At 66.5% G+C, this 17,460-nt stretch carries 14 protein-coding genes; 5 read left to right on the top strand and 9 right to left on the bottom strand.

The window, feature by feature from the left end:
* A partial coding sequence (locus B116_RS0114900; protein ID WP_033667641.1) for an RCC1 domain-containing protein occupies nucleotides 1-1,158 on the bottom strand: 1,158 nt, incomplete at its 3' end.
* A gap of 293 nt (nucleotides 1,159-1,451) precedes the next feature.
* Here B116_RS0114900 and B116_RS0114895 point away from each other — a divergent pair.
* Both B116_RS0114895 and B116_RS0114890 read left to right on the top strand, forming a co-directional pair.
* Nucleotides 1,452-2,780: an NAD(P)/FAD-dependent oxidoreductase gene (locus B116_RS0114895; RefSeq protein WP_027660539.1), complete on the top strand. Its 1,329-nt coding sequence runs from the start codon at nucleotides 1,452-1,454 to the stop codon at nucleotides 2,778-2,780.
* A 25-nt stretch (nucleotides 2,781-2,805) separates the two neighbouring features.
* Complete coding sequence (locus B116_RS0114890) at nucleotides 2,806-4,350, top strand: aminotransferase class I/II-fold pyridoxal phosphate-dependent enzyme (protein ID WP_027660538.1); 1,545 nt, start codon at nucleotides 2,806-2,808, stop codon at nucleotides 4,348-4,350.
* Nucleotides 4,351-4,601: 251 nt separating this feature from the next.
* On the opposite strand, the gene B116_RS0114885 is transcribed toward B116_RS0114890, so the two are convergent.
* On the bottom strand, nucleotides 4,602-5,204 hold the full coding sequence (locus B116_RS0114885; RefSeq protein ID WP_018723568.1) for a hypothetical protein: 603 nt from the start codon (nucleotides 5,202-5,204) through the stop codon (nucleotides 4,602-4,604).
* A 533-nt stretch (nucleotides 5,205-5,737) separates the two neighbouring features.
* Between B116_RS0114885 and B116_RS0114880 the strand changes: the two genes are divergently transcribed.
* Nucleotides 5,738-7,576: an RCC1 domain-containing protein gene (locus tag B116_RS0114880; RefSeq protein WP_033667640.1), complete on the top strand. Its 1,839-nt coding sequence runs from the start codon at nucleotides 5,738-5,740 to the stop codon at nucleotides 7,574-7,576.
* Nucleotides 7,577-7,834: 258 nt separating this feature from the next.
* A complete protein-coding gene (locus tag B116_RS0114875) occupies nucleotides 7,835-8,482 on the top strand; it encodes a hypothetical protein (protein ID WP_027660536.1) in 648 nt (215 codons plus the stop codon).
* A gap of 21 nt (nucleotides 8,483-8,503) precedes the next feature.
* On the opposite strand, the gene B116_RS0114870 is transcribed toward B116_RS0114875, so the two are convergent.
* The 5 genes from B116_RS0114870 to B116_RS0114850 all read right to left on the bottom strand — a co-directional run bounded on the left by B116_RS0114870 (nucleotide 8,504) and on the right by B116_RS0114850 (nucleotide 13,636).
* Nucleotides 8,504-9,058 carry a MaoC family dehydratase gene (locus tag B116_RS0114870; RefSeq protein ID WP_018723565.1) on the bottom strand — a complete coding sequence of 185 codons (555 nt, stop codon included), beginning with the start codon at nucleotides 9,056-9,058 and terminating at the stop codon, nucleotides 8,504-8,506.
* Nucleotides 9,048-10,289 carry an 8-amino-7-oxononanoate synthase family protein gene (locus B116_RS0114865; RefSeq protein ID WP_018723564.1) on the bottom strand — a complete coding sequence of 414 codons (1,242 nt, stop codon included), beginning with the start codon at nucleotides 10,287-10,289 and terminating at the stop codon, nucleotides 9,048-9,050. Before B116_RS0114865 ends, B116_RS0114870 begins: the two co-directional genes overlap by 11 nt.
* A gap of 47 nt (nucleotides 10,290-10,336) precedes the next feature.
* On the bottom strand, nucleotides 10,337-11,179 hold the full coding sequence (locus B116_RS0114860) for an HpcH/HpaI aldolase/citrate lyase family protein (RefSeq protein ID WP_027660535.1): 843 nt from the start codon (nucleotides 11,177-11,179) through the stop codon (nucleotides 10,337-10,339).
* On the bottom strand, nucleotides 11,179-12,201 hold the full coding sequence (locus B116_RS0114855) for a quinone oxidoreductase family protein (protein WP_027660534.1): 1,023 nt from the start codon (nucleotides 12,199-12,201) through the stop codon (nucleotides 11,179-11,181). The genes B116_RS0114860 and B116_RS0114855 overlap by 1 nt, the downstream gene beginning before the upstream one ends.
* A 100-nt stretch (nucleotides 12,202-12,301) precedes the next feature.
* Nucleotides 12,302-13,636, bottom strand: coding sequence for a preATP grasp domain-containing protein (locus B116_RS0114850; protein ID WP_027660533.1), 1,335 nt, complete (start codon nucleotides 13,634-13,636; stop codon nucleotides 12,302-12,304).
* A 520-nt stretch (nucleotides 13,637-14,156) separates the two neighbouring features.
* Between B116_RS0114850 and B116_RS0114840 the strand changes: the two genes are divergently transcribed.
* Complete coding sequence (locus B116_RS0114840) at nucleotides 14,157-15,311, top strand: inosamine-phosphate amidinotransferase (protein ID WP_018723559.1); 1,155 nt, start codon at nucleotides 14,157-14,159, stop codon at nucleotides 15,309-15,311.
* Between the two features lie 192 nt (nucleotides 15,312-15,503).
* Here the strand turns inward: B116_RS0114840 and B116_RS0114835 are convergent, their stop codons facing one another.
* Together B116_RS0114835 and B116_RS0114830 are read right to left on the bottom strand one after the other, a co-directional pair.
* Entirely contained in the window at nucleotides 15,504-16,517 is a 1,014-nt protein-coding gene (locus tag B116_RS0114835; protein WP_223874584.1) for a CU044_5270 family protein, read from the bottom strand.
* Nucleotides 16,517-17,059 carry an RNA polymerase sigma factor gene (locus B116_RS0114830; RefSeq protein WP_027660531.1) on the bottom strand — a complete coding sequence of 181 codons (543 nt, stop codon included), beginning with the start codon at nucleotides 17,057-17,059 and terminating at the stop codon, nucleotides 16,517-16,519. Before B116_RS0114830 ends, B116_RS0114835 begins: the two co-directional genes overlap by 1 nt.
* Between the last annotated feature and the right edge of the window lie 401 nt (nucleotides 17,060-17,460).

Below are 17,460 nucleotides of genomic sequence, written 5' to 3'. Positions count from 1 at the left end.
GGGTGTGCTGCTGTCGGTGGTGGTCCCGTCGCCCAATTGGCCGGCCACGTTTCTGCCCCAGGCGAGGACGGTGCCGGTGGAGGTGATCGCCAGGCTGTGATGGTTGCCGCCGGTGATGGCCGTGATGGTGACGCCTGCGGGCAGGCTGACGGCCACCGACGTGGTGCGGTCGATCATGGTCCCGTCGCCCAACTCACCCTGGTCGTTCTCGCCCCAGGCAAGGACTGCGCCGGTGGACGTCAACGCCAAACTGTGATCGCTGCCGCCGGCGATGGCAGTGACCTCGGTGCCCACAGGCAGGTTGACGGCCACGGGCGTGGTGCGGTCGGTGGTGGTCCCGTCGCCCAGCTGACCACTCGAATTGTCGCCCCAGGCAAGGACCGCGCCGGTGGACGTCAACGCCAAACTGTGGTCGCCGTGAGCAGCGATGGCCGTGATGGTGACGCCTACGGGCAGGTTGACCTCGACGGGTGTGTTGCGGTCGATGATGGTCCCGTCGCCCAGTTGGCCCCCGAAATTGGAGCCCCACGCGAGGACGGTGCCGGTGGAGGTGATCGCCAGGCTGTGATGGTTGCCGGCGGCGATGGCAGTGACCTCGATGCCCACAGGCAGGTTTACGTCGACCGGCGTGGTGCGGTTGGTCATGGTCCCGTCGCCCAACTCACCCTGGTCGTTCCGGCCCCAGGCAAGGACTGCGCCGGTGGACGTCAACGCCAGACAGTGATCGTCGCCGGCGGCGATGGCAGTGACCTCGGCGTCCGCAGGCAGGTTGACGGCCACCGGCGTGCTGCGGTCGGTGGTGGTCCCGTCGCCCAGCTGACCACTCAAATTGGAGCCCCAGGCAAGGACGCCGCCGGTGGACGTCAACGCCAGACTGAAGTCACCGACGGCGGAGATGGCCGTGATGGTGGTTCCCGCAGGCAGGTTGACGGCCACCGGCGCGGTGCGGTCGGTCATGGTCCCGTCGCCCAACTCACCCTGGTCGTTCTGACCCCAGGCAAGGACGGTGTCCGACGCGACGGACAGTGATGGCGTGTCCTGCGCAGCCGCTGGCCACACTGCGACCGCCTGCGTGACCATCACCGCCAGCACCAGAAGAAGCCAACCGGTGATGGCCCGGCCCGCGCCACCGCCTGCCCAGCGGCAGAGTCTCCCCATTGCTCCTACCTCCATGCCGGCAAATACCGCCAATAGAACAGGCCCGATTTTGCACCAATTAGTACCGGTATATGCGGAGAAACGCCCTCACGGCGATATCCAGCTGACGCCACCGGTCGGCAACTCTGCGTCATCGCTTTGCCGACGGTGCTGCGTCCGGCGGCGCCGGTGGCCCCTGTCTGGTCAGTGCCGTTGCGCTGGTGGTACCGACCTAGTTAGACAGACGCGGTTGTAGTGAGCACACTGGATCCGCCGAGATCGCTGAGCTATCCACTCCTCGGAAGGGAATCCGCATGCCCAGGTACGACGCGATTGTCATCGGGGGCCGCTGCGCGGGCGCGTCCACCGGCATGCTTCTGGCCCGACAGGGATATCGGGTACTGGTCGTAGACCGATCAAGCTTTCCCAGCGACGTCATCTCGACCCACTTCCTCTGGCCGCACGGGACGTCCTACCTGAACCGGTGGGGCCTGCTGGACCAGGTGCTGGCGGTCACCCCGGCACACACCGAGGTCACGTTCGTCAACGACGGAATTCCGCTCACCGGCTCGGTGCCGGACGAACTTCTGCGCGCCTACTTCCGCGACTGGCATGGCGACGACTCGGGCGTGGTGCGCTCGTACGCCTCGATCCGTCGGCACGTGCTCGACCAGCTACTGGTCGAGGCGGCGAGCAAGGCCGGTGCCGAGGTGCGGACGAACTTCACGGTACGAGAACTCATCACCGAGGGTGACCAGGTCGTCGGGGTACGGGGACGCGACTGCGACGGGCAGTTGGTCGAAGAGCGCGCCCGGATCGTGATCGGCGCCGACGGTCGCAACTCGTTCGTCGCCCGCTCCCTCGGCCTGCCGAAGTTCGACGAGCGGCCCCGATGCACCTTCGCCTACTGGAGCTACTATTCCGGCTTTGACCTCGGCCCGGCGCAGCTACACCGGCGCGGTCGGCTGGCCTGCGCCGTGGCACCCACCAACCACGACCAGAACATGGTCCTGGTCTGGGGTCCGAGCGAGTGGTCCCGCGAGTTCCGTCGTGATGTGCCCGGCAACCTCCAGCGGGCGCTGGATTTTGTCAGCCCGGAGCTGGGCGAGGTGGTCCGGACGCAGGGCGTACGGGCGGAGCGCATCTACGGCACGTTGGACCAGTCCGCGTTCCTCCGGCCGCTGGCCGGACCGGGCTGGGTGCTTGTCGGGGATGCCGAGTCGGCCAAGGACCAGTGCACCGCGATCGGGATGACCCATGCCTTCCGGGGTGCGGAGCTGGTGGCCGCCGCGCTCGGCCAGTGGCTCTCCGGGGACGTGTCGCTCCACGAGGCAATGGCCAGCTATGAGGGCCGCCGCCGCAGCCAGAACGCCGCCGCCTACTACGACTACGTCTGCACGCTCGCGGAGATGCGACCGTACCGCCACGACGAACTGCAGTTGTTCGTGGCGTTGCGCGGAAACCAGCAGGAGATCGACCGGTTCGTCGCCACCCACGCCGACGTCGCGCCGGTTTCGGAGTTCTTCCAGGCGTCGAACCTCCTCCTCCTCAACGATGCCGCGAAGGAGACCTCGGCCGGCTACCCGGTGTTCGAGGACTTCCCCGCGACCGCTCGGATGTACCAGCAGAACCTGTTCGCCTGACCCGTACCCCGCCAGGAGATCGACTGTGTCCCTGCCTGAGCTTGACCAACGCGACGACGACGAACTGATCGAGACCATCCTCGCGGCCGCCGCCCGGCGCGATCTGGAGGCCATGGCGGTAGCCGCGGCCGAGGTCTCCGAGATGACCCGGAACTGGGCCACCCACATCCCGTGGGACGAGTTCGGCTCGTTGGACGAGAGCACCCTCGACGAGGTGGTCGCCGACCTGACCCAGATGTGGGAACCCGCCGACCTGCAGGTTGACGCCGACGAGGAGTACGCGCTCGACAAGAACGCCTACGACTTCTACCGGCCGGCCGGCCGTAACCTGATGACCCGTACCGAGGAATTTTATGGGTGGGTCGAGGCGCGGCGGCGGACCGAGACGTGGCAGTACTCCAGAACGCTGGAGGCCGCACCGAACAGCGTCGCCCAGATCACCAACGACATCGGCCGGCGTACCCGCGGGATCAACTTCAACTCGCAGGACTATCTGTCGTTCAACACGCACCCGGCGATCCGGGAGGCGGCGGCTAAGGCCATGCGTAACTACGGTCCGCACAGTGCCGGGTCACCAATGGTGCTCGGGAACACCCGGATCTCCGACGAACTGGAGGCGTCGCTCGGCGAGTTGGTACGCGCCGAGCAGGTGACGCTCTTCCCGACCGGGTGGGCCGCCGGCTTCGGCGCAATGGCGGGCCTGGTCCGCCAAGAGGATCATGTTCTGATCGACCGGCTGGCGCACTCCTGCCTCCAGCAGGGGGCCCGGGCGACCACCCGCAACGTCGTGCGCTACGAACATCTCAACGTGGAGGCGGTCCGTCGCCACCTGGTCGACATCCGTCGGCGAGACAGCCGCAACGGCATCCTCGTTGTCACGGACGGCCTCTTCTCGGTGGATGCTGACTGGCCGGATCTGGTGACCCTGCAGCGGGTGTGCCGGGAGCATGACGCGACCCTGCTCGTGGATGTGGCGCACGACCTGGGTTCGATGGGCCCGGGTGGTACCGGCGTGCTCGGGATGCAGGACGTGCTCGGTGACATCGACATCGTGATGGGCGCCTTCTCCAAGACGTTCTGCTCCAACGGCGGCTTCGTCGCCTCGGCCTCTCCCGCGCTCAAGCAGTACCTCAAGATGTTCGGCGGGTCGCACATGTTCTCCAACGCGCTCTCCCCCGTGCAGACCGCCGTGGTCCTGGAAGCCTCGAAGATCATCCGCTCCACGGAGGGAGATCTCCTCCGTTCCCGGCTGCACACCGCCGTCACCGCGCTTCGCGAGGAGCTGATCGGGTACGGGTTGACCTGTATGGGTGAGCCGTCGCCGATCGTGCCGCTCCTGATCGGAAACGAGAAGCTGGCGCGGATCGCCAACCGCCTGCTGTTCGACCGCGGGGTGCTCGCGTTCATGGTGGAGTTCCCGGTGACTCCGACGGGCTCGTCCCGGTTTCGGCTTCAGGTGCAGGCAAACCATGAGCCAGATGAGGCCCGCGCCGCAGCAAAGATCATCGCGGATGCAATCGCCGACGCCCGCACGTACCTGTCCAGTGCCTTCGGGAGCACAGAGCGGTAGCCATCGCCACGTCCCATCAGGCGATCCCGGCTGGGGCGTTTCGTTCAGTTGGACGGCGACGCCGAAGGGGACCCTCGATCAGGGTGGGACGAGCACGTGATCCGGTCCGCCCCGAGATACGGCTGTTGGCCGGCACCCGAATCCGGTGCCGGCCAACAGCGTGCTCTCCCCTGGTGGGGTGTGATCTTGGTGGTTCAGCTGGTCCCGTACTCGGTGACCAGCCCGGCGGCGTGGTCAGCGACCCGGTCGGCTCACTTGTTGAGCCGCCACTGGTCTACGGTCTCGCCTCGAAGAACGCTGAGCAGTGCCTCTTTGTTCTCGAAGCTGGTGACCTTGTCCCGGTCCTCGCTCAGGTGGATGTGCCACAGGTGCGATGGGTCGGAAGTGGCGGCTTCGTCCGTGCGGAAGTCCCAGCCTTCCACCTCGTTGTCGCTGTCGGCCTGCCCGAAGAACTCACGCCAGCCGTCCAGTCGAGGATCATCGGGATCCTGGCCGGAGGCGAGCAGGCGGCTGGAGTACTCCGCGATGTTGGTGGCCTCCGAGAAGGTCCAGTCGTAGGCAGCGGCCTTGTCCGAGGGTCCGCCCTGGTCGTTGTCGTCAAGGACGGAGTAGTCGGTGGGGCCGTTGGCCGCGCGGGTGTTGTGATAGCCGGGCTTGTCGGTGTAGATACCGCCGTCGGCCGTGCCGGGCTGCAACTTCAGCAGCTCCTCCTGCAGCCACGACGAAGCCTCGGCCACCTTGTCCGGATGCGGGTTGCTAGCAGCGGTTGCGGGCGTGGCACCCACCGCGAACGCTCCGCCTAGAGACGCGGACGCAGCCAGGGCCAGCACACTACGACGCAGAATCGTGTTCATGAGAATGCTCCATTCGGGGGTCGACACCCCATACGCGCCCGAAAGGGGGGATCAGGCGGCAGGGGTGCAAGCACCGTCCGGCGCTCAACAGAAACAGGGAAAGAAGATCCTCGGCTACCGCGGTCCGGGGGACACGCACGGTGCCGGGTCCATGTGTAACGACCGGCGGGCCCGCGTCATTCCGGGCCTCACCCACCCCACGGGCGGGTCGCTTCCTCGGTCGTACGCATGGTGTAACGCCCCGACGCCGGCCGGGATTCCGCCACCACCGTGCCCCCGACCACACCCCACACGGGCATCATATGGATATCAGTGATGATCGCCTAATCAGGTACCACACCCACCCATACCCAACCTGCAGGGACCCAAATCCGCAGCACCCTCGCGCCGCTGCGCGCGCGTCCAGGAGTGAACCGCCCTGGTCGGCCCCTACCGCGCCAACCTACCGACGCAGCCTGCGGCCGGCTGGAGTCGTTGTACAGACCGTGGTCGGACACAGACCGGTGGCGGGGGAGACAGAGGGGTAGGGGTAGGTGGCGGGTTTCTGGACCGGCACGGTCGCGGACGTGAGAAAGAGCTGGGTACGGCCGGCGCGTCTGCGGGGGCTGTTCGCGGTGCCGTTGATGGTGGCGATCGTGCTGGGCATAGCCTCGGTCGGTGCGACGCGCGTGCTCGCGCAGAGCGTGCCGTCGGCGGCAGCGGGCCCTCCTGGTACCGGCCTGGCCTGGGGAAACAACAGTGACGGCGAGTTGGGTGATGGGACCACCACGGACAGCAGCACCCCCGTTGCGGTGGACCTGCCAGCCGATACCACGATCACCGCTATCGCCGCCGGCACCGCCTACGGTCTGGCGTTGACCTCCGCCGGCACCGTCCTGGCCTGGGGCGACAACAGTGCCGGCCAGCTGGGAGATGGGACCACCACGGACAGCAGCACCCCTGTTGCGGTGGACCTGCCAGCCGGCACCACGATCACCGCCGTGGCCGCCGGTGACCGTCACAGTCTGGCGTTGACCTCCACCGGCACCATGCTGGCCTGGGGCGAAAATTTCATCGGCCAGCTGGGAGATGGCACCACCACCCGCAGAAGCACCCCCGTCGCGGTGAACCTGCCAACCGGCACCACGATCACCGCCGTGGCCGCCGGTGACCGTCACAGTCTGGCGTTGACCTCCACCGGCACCATGCTGGCCTGGGGCGAAAATTTCATCGGCCAGCTGGGAGATGGCACCACCACCCGCAGAAGCACCCCCGTCGCGGTGAACCTGCCAACCGGCACCACGATCACCGCCGTGGCCGCCGGTGACCGTCACAGTCTGGCGTTGACCTCCACCGGCACCGTCCTGGCCTGGGGCGACAACAGTGCCGGCCAGTTAGGAGATGGGACCCTCACGGACAGCAGCACCCCTGTTGCGGTGGACCTGCCAGCCGGCACCACGATCACCACCGTGGCCGCCGGCGCCTACCACAGTCTGGCGCTGACCTCCGCCGACACCCTGCTGGCCTGGGGCTACAACATCTTCGGCCAGTTGGGTGATGGCACCACCACGGACAAAAGCACCCCCGTCGCGGTGGACCTGCCGGCCGGCACCACGATCACCACCGTCTCCGGCGGTGCCCGCCACACTCTGGCGGTGACCTCCGCCGACACCCTGCTGGCCTGGGGGCACAACAACTTCGGCCAGCTGGGCGATGGCAGCACCACGGACAGCAACACCCCCGTCGCGGTGAACCTGCCAACCGGCACCACGATCACCACCGTGGCCGCCGGCGCCTTCCACACTCTGGCGGTGACCTCCACCGGCACCATGCTGGCCTGGGGCTACAACGCCCTCGGCCAGGTAGGCGACGGGACCACCGCTACCCGCAGAAGGACCCCCGTCGCGGTGGACCTGCCAGCCGGCACCACGATCACCGCCGCCGCCGCCGGCAACCGCCACAGTCTGGCTATCGCCCCATCGACATCAACCACGACCCTGCAGGCGTCCCCACCGAGCCCGAAACCGGATCAACCCGTCACACTCACCGCTACCGTGACCTGCACCGGCAGCACTCCCACCGGGACCGTGACCTTCCACGACGACACGACAACCCTGGACACGGAACCCCTGTCCGGCAACCCCACCACCACCGCAACCCTCACGATCACACGTCTGGCACCCGGCACACACCACATCCAGGCGCGCTACAACGGCGACAGCAACTGCCCAGCCTCAACATCTAGCCCCACGACGGTCACCGTCCCAAAGCCCACCATCCCCGTAACCGGCACCAGTCTGCCCACCATCCTCGCCGCCGGATTCCTACTCACCCTCACCGGCGCGGCCCTGACCCTTGCCACCCACCGACGCCGACCAACACACGAGGCCTGAGGACCGTCCATGTCGGCCTGGCCGTAGTAGTCGGCCGAAACAACGGCAACGCTGGCCAGCGCCCGACTGCCGACCGCGCACCCGCTGCGACACAGTCGCGCCGACTGCCGGACGCGGTGGGGGCGCTGAGGAAGGTCCACGGACGGCGCCAACGTGCGGCGGACCGGACAACGTGCGTGGGTGATTTGTCCTAGGCGAGATCAGCTCAGTCGATTAGAATGTATGTACTAATCTCGCTGCTGAGCTGGGAGGATGCCCGTGACTGCGCCCACCCCCGTCACTCCCCTCGCCCCCTACACCACGCTCCTTGGCTTCACCCGTTACGTCGACCGCACCGGCCCGGCCAAGGCCACCTTCGTTGGCGGCCTGCGCCGGCAGCGGGCCAGCCGCTCCGGCTTCAATCCACATGGCCAGTTCGTCAAGGCCCTCAAGGCCGACATCGCCTTCCACACCAGCGGCACCCACCTCGACCGGGTGGTCGCCGCCGTCAAGCCCCGGTGGCGTCCGCTCTACCAGGCGCTGGTGCCGGGGGCGATGGCCTGGCTGCTTTCCCTCGGCGCACCCCGGTCGGTCGACCTGGCCCAGACCCGCGACGCACTCGCCCTGCTGGGCGACCTACCTGTGAAGATCAACCCACACTTCGGAATCCGATACGCCGACGGGCGGGCCGAGGCCATTCGCCTGCACTTCGACGAGGCCCCGCCGAGCGACGAGGCAACCCTGGCCGTGCTGCACCTGATGGGCCGACAGATGGAGGCGATCCTGCCGCACGCCGAACCCGTCCTGGTCGATGTCCGGCGCGGCCGGACGCACCGCACGCCAGCGACCGCGAAACCCGCGGAGATCGAGCGCTGGCTGACCGGCGAGGCCGTCGCCTTTCAAGCACTGTGGAGCACTGCGGCCTGACCGCGCGGGGTGGGTGGAGGGTCAGTAGCCTGTCGTGTCGTCGATGCTGGATTGCGCGGTCGGCACCAGGAAGCTCCGCTCGAAGGTGAGGACCACCTCGCCGGTGGCTTTGTGGCCGATGGTGCGGCAGCTCACGATGCCCTCTCCCGGCCGGCTGGCGGAGAGCCGTTTCGCGGTCACTTCGCTCTCGGCATATAGCGTGTCGCCCACGAAGACCGGCTGGGGAAGGTGGATCCGTTCCCAGCCAAGGTTCGCGATGGCCCGGCCACTGGTGCTGCGGGCGGTCATCCCGCCGACGATGCTCAGGGTCACCAGACTGGAGACGAGGGGCTGGCCCCACCGGCCCGCCTCGGCGTAGGCGCCGTCGATGTGCAGCGGTGACGCGTTCATGCTCAACATGCTCATCAGTACGTTGTCCATCTCGGTCACGGTGCGGCCGGGCCGATGCTCGATCACCGTGCCGACGACGATCTCGTCGTAGTAGAAGCCGACCTGTTCGCGGTATCGGTTCTCGCCTACCCTCCGGAAGCCGACCGGACCGGATCCGGTCGGCTTCCCGGCCTGCTCAGGCCGCATCAGTAAGCTCCCGTACGTGGTCGGCGAAGGTGGCCAGGACCGACTGGTCAATGTCGGCGCGGATCATGATCCGCAGCCCGGCCTGGCCCTGCGGCACGATGGGAAAGAACACCGCCGAGCTGTAGAAGCCCCGCCGGTACAACTCCGCGGAGAGTCGGACCGCCCGGTCGGTGTCGCCCACGGTGATTCGACGTACCGGCAGTCCGTTACCCGCAAAGGAGGTGGGTAGCAGCTCGTCGAAGTACGCCACGTTCTCGTTCAGTCGGCGCTGCAACTGGCCCAGTTCCGGTGAACGGTGAATGGCGGCGCTCGCCAATGAGGCCCCGACCAGCGGCAGGGCCATGTTCTGCGACCATCCCACCGGCCCGGCGTGCCGGGCCAGGAAGCGGGACATCGCCGGATCGCCGAGCATGGCTACACCACCGCCGGTACCGAAGCCCTTGCCCAGGCTGGTGACGATGACGGTGAGCGGGTTCATGGCCAGTCGGGATCGTACGAAGCCCTCACCTCGCTCGCCAACCAGTGACAACGAGTGTGAGTCGTCGATGAAGAGAAACAGACCGTACCGGTCCTGGAGTTCCAGCAGACCGTCCAGGGCAGCGGCGCCGCCCATCGAGTACGCGCCGTCGGCGACGTAGGCCACGCTGGGATACCGCCGGCAGATGTCCTCCAGGTAGTTCAGGTCGTTGTGGTCGCAGGTGAGGACCATACTCTCCTCTGCGCAGATGGGCTTCACGTACGACATGCAGAAGTGGCAGTGCCGGTCGAAGACCATCACTCTGGGGCCGCCCGGGGCAAGGTGCCCGGAGGCCACCAGGGGCAAGATGCCGGCGGTAAGCGCGCTACAAGTGGTGCCGGGGAGGATCTGGGCGCCGAACAGTTCTCCCAGTTCCTCCTCCAACCGGGCCAGCAGTTGGTGCCGGATGCGGGTCGTGGAGGTAACCAGCCAGGTGGTGCCGGCCTCGCGTAGCGCCGACACCGCCCCCTCAATCACTGCCGGATGGTGGTTGAGGCCGAGGTAGGCGCAGGAGCACATGTTGACGAACTCATGGCCGGTCGCCCGGTCAACGAGCCGGTTGTTCGAATCGCCCGAGGGCGTGTCGACACTGATCCCGGTCAGACCATGATCGGCTGCTGCCTGCCAGACCGGGTCGGCGGTCCGGATCATCTTCTCCGCGTGACGGTACCGGTGCGGACCGACGAAGCTCTGGTGTTCCGCTGTGCTCGTCATTTTCTCTCCCTGCCAGTGAGACTGACCGCTGTTGTCCCGGCCATGGGTCAACCGGATGAGTCGAACTCGTCGAGCAGCCGCTGGGACGCCTCGAAGAAGGGGCGGCCGACCATCACCCCGTCAACGGTGGTAATGCCCTGGCCGCTGCGCTGGCCAGCGGCCACCACTCGCCGGGCCGCCTCCAGGGATGCCGCGTCGGGTGAGAAGACCTGATTGATGACCGCCACTTGGCGCGGATGCAGGGCGATCTTGCCGCTGAACCCGAGGTCCCGGGCCAGAACTGCCTCCCGCCGTAACGCGGTCAGGTCCTGCACGTGGAAGGTCGGCGAGTCGATCGCCTCCACCTCGGCCGCCCTGGCGGCGTTCACCACCCGGGTCCGGGCCTGTGCCAGCGGCTCCCAGCGCAGTTGGGCACCGAGAGCGGACGCGTAGTCCGCCGACCCGAAAATCAGCGCGCGCAGGTGGGGTGACGTCGCCGCGATCGCCGCGGCGGCCTCCACCCCTCGTGGTGTCTCGATGACCGCGCACAGCTCGAGGTCCGGACGGACCGGCCGGAGTAGTCGCGCCACTATCTCGATGTCGCGTGGCGATTCGACCTTGGGCACCAACACGATGGAGGGCCGGATCGGATACTCGCGCAAAGCGAGCAGATCCCGCATGCCTTCCGGTTCGGTAAGCGTGTTCATCCGAACGGCGCAACGGCGACCGGACGCGCTCTCCGCACTGAAGAACGCGCTCCCCCGGTCCCGGGCCTCGGCCTTGTCCTGCGGCGACACCGAGTCTTCCAGGTCGACCAGGCAAATGTCGGCTCCCGAACGGTGGCAGGTTGCGTACCTGCCGACCGCGGTCGCCGGCGTGCACAGCATGGAACGGCAGTACCGGGCGTACATCACACCTCCCGGCGTACGTCGATGAGAACCTTGCCCGAAGTGGCACGGGCGGCGACCGCCGCGTGGGCGGCGCCGACCTCGTGCAGCGCGACCGTCCGGTCGATGTGGACCGTGAGCTGGCCTTGGGTCGCCAGTTCGAAGAGCCGACCGACGATTCCGCACAACAGCTCCCGGTCGTCCACCACGTGCCGCATCCAGAAGCCGGCACAACCGATGGAACGCTGGGCCAGCTGCGCGGTGGTCACCGCGACGACACCAGCCGGGTCCTCCGGACCGACGGGCACGTCACCAGCTCCGCCGATTCCGGGATCGCTCGAGTTGCCGGGCCGCCAGCCGAGGCAGACCAGCCGCCCGAACGGCGCCAGGCCGACCAGCGCGGCCCGCGCCACCGCACCGCCCACTGAGTCGACGAACAGATCCACGCCAGTTCCGCCGGCCGCCTCCCGCACCCGGTCGGCCAGCTCTGGGTCTGCCGGGTCCAGCACCACATCTGCGCCGAGCCCGGTGACGAACTGTCGCTTCGCCGGAGTCGACGCCAGGCCAATCACCGGCGAGGCGCCAAGCGCCACCGCGAGCTGCACCGCGAGGTGTCCAACCCCGCCAGCCGCGGCGGAGACCGCGACGCTCTCCCCGGCCCGCAGCCGACCGGCCAACAACAACGCCCCGTACGCGGTGCTGCCCTGCTCGAACAGGCCGAGCGCCTGCGGGTCATCGATGCCCGCCGGAATCTCCACGGTGTGTGCCTCCCGGGCCGCCACCACTTCGGCGTACCCACCGCCTTGGCGTAGTAGCGCGACCACCCGCCGTCCATCGGCCCGTCGACGCCCGGCTGCCTCCACGCCGAGCACTGCCGGCAGCGGTAGCTCGGGTTGAGCACCGGCACAGCGCTCCAGATCATCGAAGTTGACTCCGGTCAACGTCACGTCGATAAGGCTCTCCCCCACCCCCGGCGATGGCTCGGGTATCCACTCGACACGTAGTGCTTTCGGACCACCGGGTCGGCGCAGAACCACCGCACGCATGGGCCGGGTCATCGCGGCCACCGGCGACCGATGCGACACGAACCGACGAGTACCGGTCCCCGGCCACCGCTACGGTTGCGTCCCGACGATGCGGAGCAGGTCATGCCGACTGGTCCACAAAGAGCTCCCCCCGCCGGCGGTGCAGCTCCTCCGCGGCCTGCAGTTCCTCCGCGATGGCGCAACAGGCGACGGTACCGTCCGCATCCACGTTGTTGGAGGTGATCACGACTCCGGTACGGCTGGTGGGGTCGTAAGCCAAGCCGGCCATCGCAAGCCGCTCGACAGCCTCGGTGAACGACGGTACGGCCCAACCGAAGTGTTCCAGGAAGATCCGCTTTTCTCGGTACTCGGGATCAACCAGCCGACCGTAGAGGGCCAGGTGTAGGTGGGTTGAGCCGGTTAGGCGACAGTTGGTCTCAGTGAAGAGCACCTGCTTGTCCGGAGTGACGATAGCGTCGGCACAGACCACGCCCCGGTAACCGAGTACACGTAGGGACTCGACCAGCTGGTGAGCACCGTCAAGCAGCTCCGTTCTGGTCTCCGCGTCGATCGTCTGCGCCGGCAGCACCCCGCCAATCGCCCTCGGCTCCATCAGCAGATCACCCACCCCGATCAGCTGCGCTGCCTCGTCGGTAACGATGAACTCCGCGTAGCTGGTGGTGGACCTGGGGAAGAACTGCTCCACCACCAGCCGGTGTGCGTGGCCTGCGGTGAGCCGTTCCCACCGCCGCTGTACGTATGACAGCAGCGCGGGACGGTCCGGCAACACCACCGCCTGGGCCGCGCCGGTCGGCACGACGCCGTCAGTACGGCTGAGAACCTCGTTGCCGAGCCCCCCTCCGTTGAACTCCATCTTCACGACCGCGCTGTGTCCCTGATCGAAGAGGTCAGCTATCGCCTCCAGCGCCTGTTCCGGCCGGGTGACCACGGTGCCCGGGGCGATCGGAACCCCGGCTCCGGCAGCCAGGGCCCGAAACCCGGCCTTGCTGTTCACCAGCGCGTCACCGGCCTGGGCGCTGAACGGATAGCCGGGGAGGGCCGTCTCGGCGCCGAGTGTCCGGGCGATCCTGGTGATGGAGAAATCCTTGTAGACGGCCAAGATCTTGACCGGAGGTCGGTTGCCGAGAGCACCGCGTAGATCGTTCAGGAAGCTCGGATCGGCGAGCCGGTCTGGGGTGAGGATGTCCGAGCCAAGACTGCCCGGTGGAGGGATCACAGTGGTCAGTGACGAGGCGCGGGTGCCGGTCAGGTGAGTGATGTAGCTCAGGTAGTCCGCTGGCGGAGCGAACGGCAACACCAGTACGTCGCCGTCCCGGGCGAACCAGAGCAGGCGCTGCGCGGCACAGCCACCGTCGCGCAGTTGGTCGGAGGTCAGTGCCGCCAGATCGCCGACCATCTCCCAGGTTCGGCTATTGCCGATAATCAACGTTGTCATGACCGCCCCATCACGTCGGCGGGATTCTCGGACACGGCACCGCTCAGCCGGATCAACCGACTGTTGAGCTGCGACAGGAGGCAGACCGGGGCACCGTTACGAACCATGCGTCAACACATGAAGAGATCTCCGATTTGCTGATCGACACGCTATCAATCGGCACCATCGATAGCAAGGAGTGATCTTGCTAGTACCCAGCGTCAGCAACAACCGACCCCGGAGATCACGCCGCGAGAGATCATCAGCACCGCCACCCCCATCTGCGTCCTGTCGCGCCATTCGTCCACATAAGATCGGAGCGGTACGTTAAGGAGGCGATCACGGCTGATCACAGTCGACCCGTCCGGGCCTGCCGACCCACCCCCGTCGCGTCGTCAACCAAGATCATCATTGCTGGAAGTATCGATCACTGGTTGTATGAGTGATGGACCTAGATCCAAGGTGCCACTGCAGGTAACAGCAACGTCAGGCTCCTCGCGATTGCGGGTGGGCGGCCGCACGTACGTGTCCTGGGGGCCACATGAAGCTGCACAGTTTCGATGAATGGTCGCCGTTGCGCGAAATCGTCGTGGGTTCAGCCTCGGGCTACCGACGACAGGCCCGCGACCTCTCCTTCGACCTATTTTTTTACGACAACCTCATCCACGACAACTCAAAAATGCACCCCATCTACTATCCACGGTTCATGACGCACGGCCAGCCGACGCCGGGATCATTAACCTCGAAAACCCTGGATATCAAGCAGCGCTATGTCGACGAGCTACACGAAGACGTGGAAGGGATAGCTGGAACACTCGAATCCCTAGGCGTACGCGTTCACCGACCGATGAACCTCCACGAGGGCGCGGCTCACTTCGCCACACCCGCGTGGTCCGCCACCGCGCTGCCGCCCCTGAACGTCCGGGACAACACGTTGATCCTGGGTGACGAGATCATCGAAACGCCACCAATGATGCGCTCGCGCTACTTCGAGACACAGTTCCTGAAGCCCGTTTTCATGGAGTACTTCACGCACGGCGCCCGGTGGACGGTCATGCCCCGGCCATGGATGACCGACCGCTCCTTCGACCTCACCCAGGCCGAACAACTCGTCACGATGGAGACGGTGACCACCATCAACGACTCCCCCTATGACGTGGGCATCGAGATGCTTTTCGACGCTGCACAGTGCCTACGATTCGGTCGAGATATCCTGGTCAACATCGCGACGGCGAATCATCTCCTCGCGTGCGAGTGGTTGGAGCGCCACCTGGAGGGCCGCTACACCATCCACCGGATCGACCGACTAACCGACAGCCATATCGACAGCATGGTACTCCCCCTGCGACCGGGCACGTTGTTAATCCGCTCCCGACGGTTCCTCGATTACTTGCCCAAAGCCCTCCAGAAGTGGGATGTCATCGAGGCGCCGGAGCCGAAAGCACAGAACTTCCCTCAGTACGACGACGATGACGTTATCCTCACCAGCCCGTTCATCGACCTGAACGTATTGTCGATTGACGAGCGCACCATCATGGTCAACGACTCCTGCCCGGAGCTGAGCCGTGCACTGGAACAGCACGGCTTCGATGTCGTGCCAGTACGTCATCGCCATCGGCGACTGTTCGGCGGCGGCCTCCACTGCTTCACCCTGGACACCGTTCGCGACGGCAAACTTGAGAACTACTTCTCCTGATGGAGGTTGTCGCACCAACCGGCCGGCAGGAGATTTGATCTTCTCAAGAAGAGAGTGCGTCGCTCTGGCCTGACGGCCAGCCTGACGCTGGCGATCGGCGTGGCATCGCCGACGCAAGCAGCCGAACCCTCCGCCTGCGCCGCAGGCTAAGGTGGGGCACCACATGGGGGTGCCCCACCTTGCATTCTGGAATCAGGCCGTATTGGACCGCCGATCCTGTTCCAGGTAGAGCACGTAGGCGAAGACCGCCGGCACCTGCACCGGCAGTTTCTCGGGTTTTTTCAGCAATACGGATTCATAGGCTAGGAGCCCACCAGTTTGCTGGTCGAAGACCAGTAGGTCACGGGTGCCGTCCCTGTTCGAGTCCACACTCACGGCGAGGCCATGGCGACCGAGTCGGTCGGTGACCTCACCGCGAAGAAGCACTCCGTCGGATTGGGCAAGGAACCTCAACGCCGCAATCCGTACATCCCGGTCGACCGCCGCCGCGCGGTAGAGATCCGCGATCGCTCGCACCGCTGACTCAGCACCGTTTTCCCGCGGTTGATGGGCATACAGCGCCTTGGACAGAGCATCGACATCGTGTGGAATCGGATCGGGAAAAACCGCCGTTAGTTGCCCAGCATCGTAGGTACGGACCTGGGTGTCACCCCGCGCTGCCGCCGCCACCAGTCCCGGTGCATCCGGCTCCGCTCCGACATCGGAGCTGCGCAGGGTGGTGGTAGCCACCTTGCCGGAACCATCTGCAGCACGCCAGGTCGAGATCACCTGCGGCGCCACCGCCACCGTGGTGCCCTCCTTGGCCGAGGACGACAGGTCCAGCGACCACTGGCCGACGCGCACGAAGTTGAACCGGCCGCTCCGCAGCTCGTCACCGGCCGCCTCCGCCTCCACGACGGAAGCCAGCTTCAACAGGGCATCGCGGGCCCCCGGCGCGCCATTTTCATACTGCAGGTGAAGCGGTGGGGGAGTCGCGGCGAACACCGGTTGGTCCGGGCCAGCGACTTGCACGACCATAGCTCCGGCAACCACTACGGCCCCCGCGGTCACCGCACCCAACACCGCCCGACGCGTCCACCGCGGCCGAACGGAAGCCGGCGACGAGCCACCCACCACAGTTGACCAGTTAACAGGTGCTGCTGCCGGCCAGTCATCGACTTCCCGCGCCGGATCAAGCTGCTTAAGCACACCCTTATTTATCTTCATCACACGCCTTCCCGCACTGTTGCCGAAACCTTTTGCGCCCGCACCGCCGGCGGATTGTCCAATAGCCGAGCCAGCCGCCGCCGAGCCCGGAACACTCGAACCGCCACCGCGGTTTTACTGCACCCCAAGACCTGAGCCGCCGCCGAGAGATCGAGTTCCTCCCACGTCACCAGACGCAGCACCTCACGGTCGGACTCCGACAGCCCGGCGAACGCTCGCCGCAAATCCTGTGCCAAGGTGACAGCCGCAAAATCCCCGTCGTCCACCACATCGACGCTCTCGGCCATCGGTACGGTGACCGGCCGAACCCGCCGCGCACGCCAATGATCGGCCAAGACTCGACGGGCGATCCCGTACAGCCAAGGCAGCACCGACTCCGGTGCGTCCCGATGCCGGCGCCATGCCACGACAAATGTCTCCTGCGCCAACTCCCGCGCGGACTCCATGTCACCGATGCGCCGATAGCAGTAGCGCAGCACCAAGGGATAGTTCGCCGAGTACACCCGCGCGAAAGCGGCGTGCTCGTCCTGATCAACATCCACCCAACCGACCTCCTCAGTCTCACTAACTACTCGTGGCGTGAGACGCACAAGGATTACAGGTAAGGCACTGACTTTTTGGTTTGGTCACCACTAGTAGTGCTTTGTTAGGTTTTGTGGCGTTTGTTGAGATATAGAAATTTCACCGGTTGGTGGCAGCTGGGACAGGTGCCGTTCGGTCGCGAGGAGTCGTTGGAGCTCGCCGATGACCTTGTCAGGGGCAGGCCGGCGCAGCCGCAGTTCGCGGTAGTCGTGTTCGATCCGCCAGCGGATCTCGCCCTAGCGGACCAGGTCGGTACGGCTGTTGATGGCGGGCAGGCTGGACGGCCGGTACTTGACCGGTTCGGCTTGATCGTCGGCCTTGGGGTGATCAGCCACCGCTCGGGCAGGAGGCCGTCGTTGTC

It is taken from the genome of Salinispora fenicalii (genome assembly GCF_000514815.1).
Taxonomy (GTDB): Bacteria; Actinomycetota; Actinomycetes; order Mycobacteriales; family Micromonosporaceae; genus Micromonospora; species Micromonospora fenicalii.
Note: the sequence above shows the minus strand (reverse complement) of the source record. Positions and strands in the feature narration are given on the sequence as shown.

Excerpts from the sequence above, each read along its gene's own strand:
- B116_RS0114850 (WP_027660533.1), bottom strand. The coding sequence starts at position 13,636 with ATGACAACGTTGATTATCGGCAATAGCCGAACCTGGGAGATGGTCGGC.
- B116_RS0114895 (WP_027660539.1), top strand. The coding sequence starts at position 1,452 with ATGCCCAGGTACGACGCGATTGTCATCGGGGGCCGCTGCGCGGGCGCG.
- B116_RS0114855 (WP_027660534.1), bottom strand. The coding sequence starts at position 12,201 with ATGCGTGCGGTGGTTCTGCGCCGACCCGGTGGTCCGAAAGCACTACGT.
- B116_RS0114835 (WP_223874584.1), bottom strand. The coding sequence starts at position 16,517 with ATGAAGATAAATAAGGGTGTGCTTAAGCAGCTTGATCCGGCGCGGGAA.
- B116_RS0114865 (WP_018723564.1), bottom strand. The coding sequence starts at position 10,289 with ATGACGAGCACAGCGGAACACCAGAGCTTCGTCGGTCCGCACCGGTAC.
- B116_RS0114860 (WP_027660535.1), bottom strand. The coding sequence starts at position 11,179 with ATGTACGCCCGGTACTGCCGTTCCATGCTGTGCACGCCGGCGACCGCG.
- B116_RS0114885 (WP_018723568.1), bottom strand. The coding sequence starts at position 5,204 with ATGAACACGATTCTGCGTCGTAGTGTGCTGGCCCTGGCTGCGTCCGCG.
- B116_RS0114870 (WP_018723565.1), bottom strand. The coding sequence starts at position 9,058 with ATGCGGCCTGAGCAGGCCGGGAAGCCGACCGGATCCGGTCCGGTCGGC.
- B116_RS0114840 (WP_018723559.1), top strand. The coding sequence starts at position 14,157 with ATGAAGCTGCACAGTTTCGATGAATGGTCGCCGTTGCGCGAAATCGTC.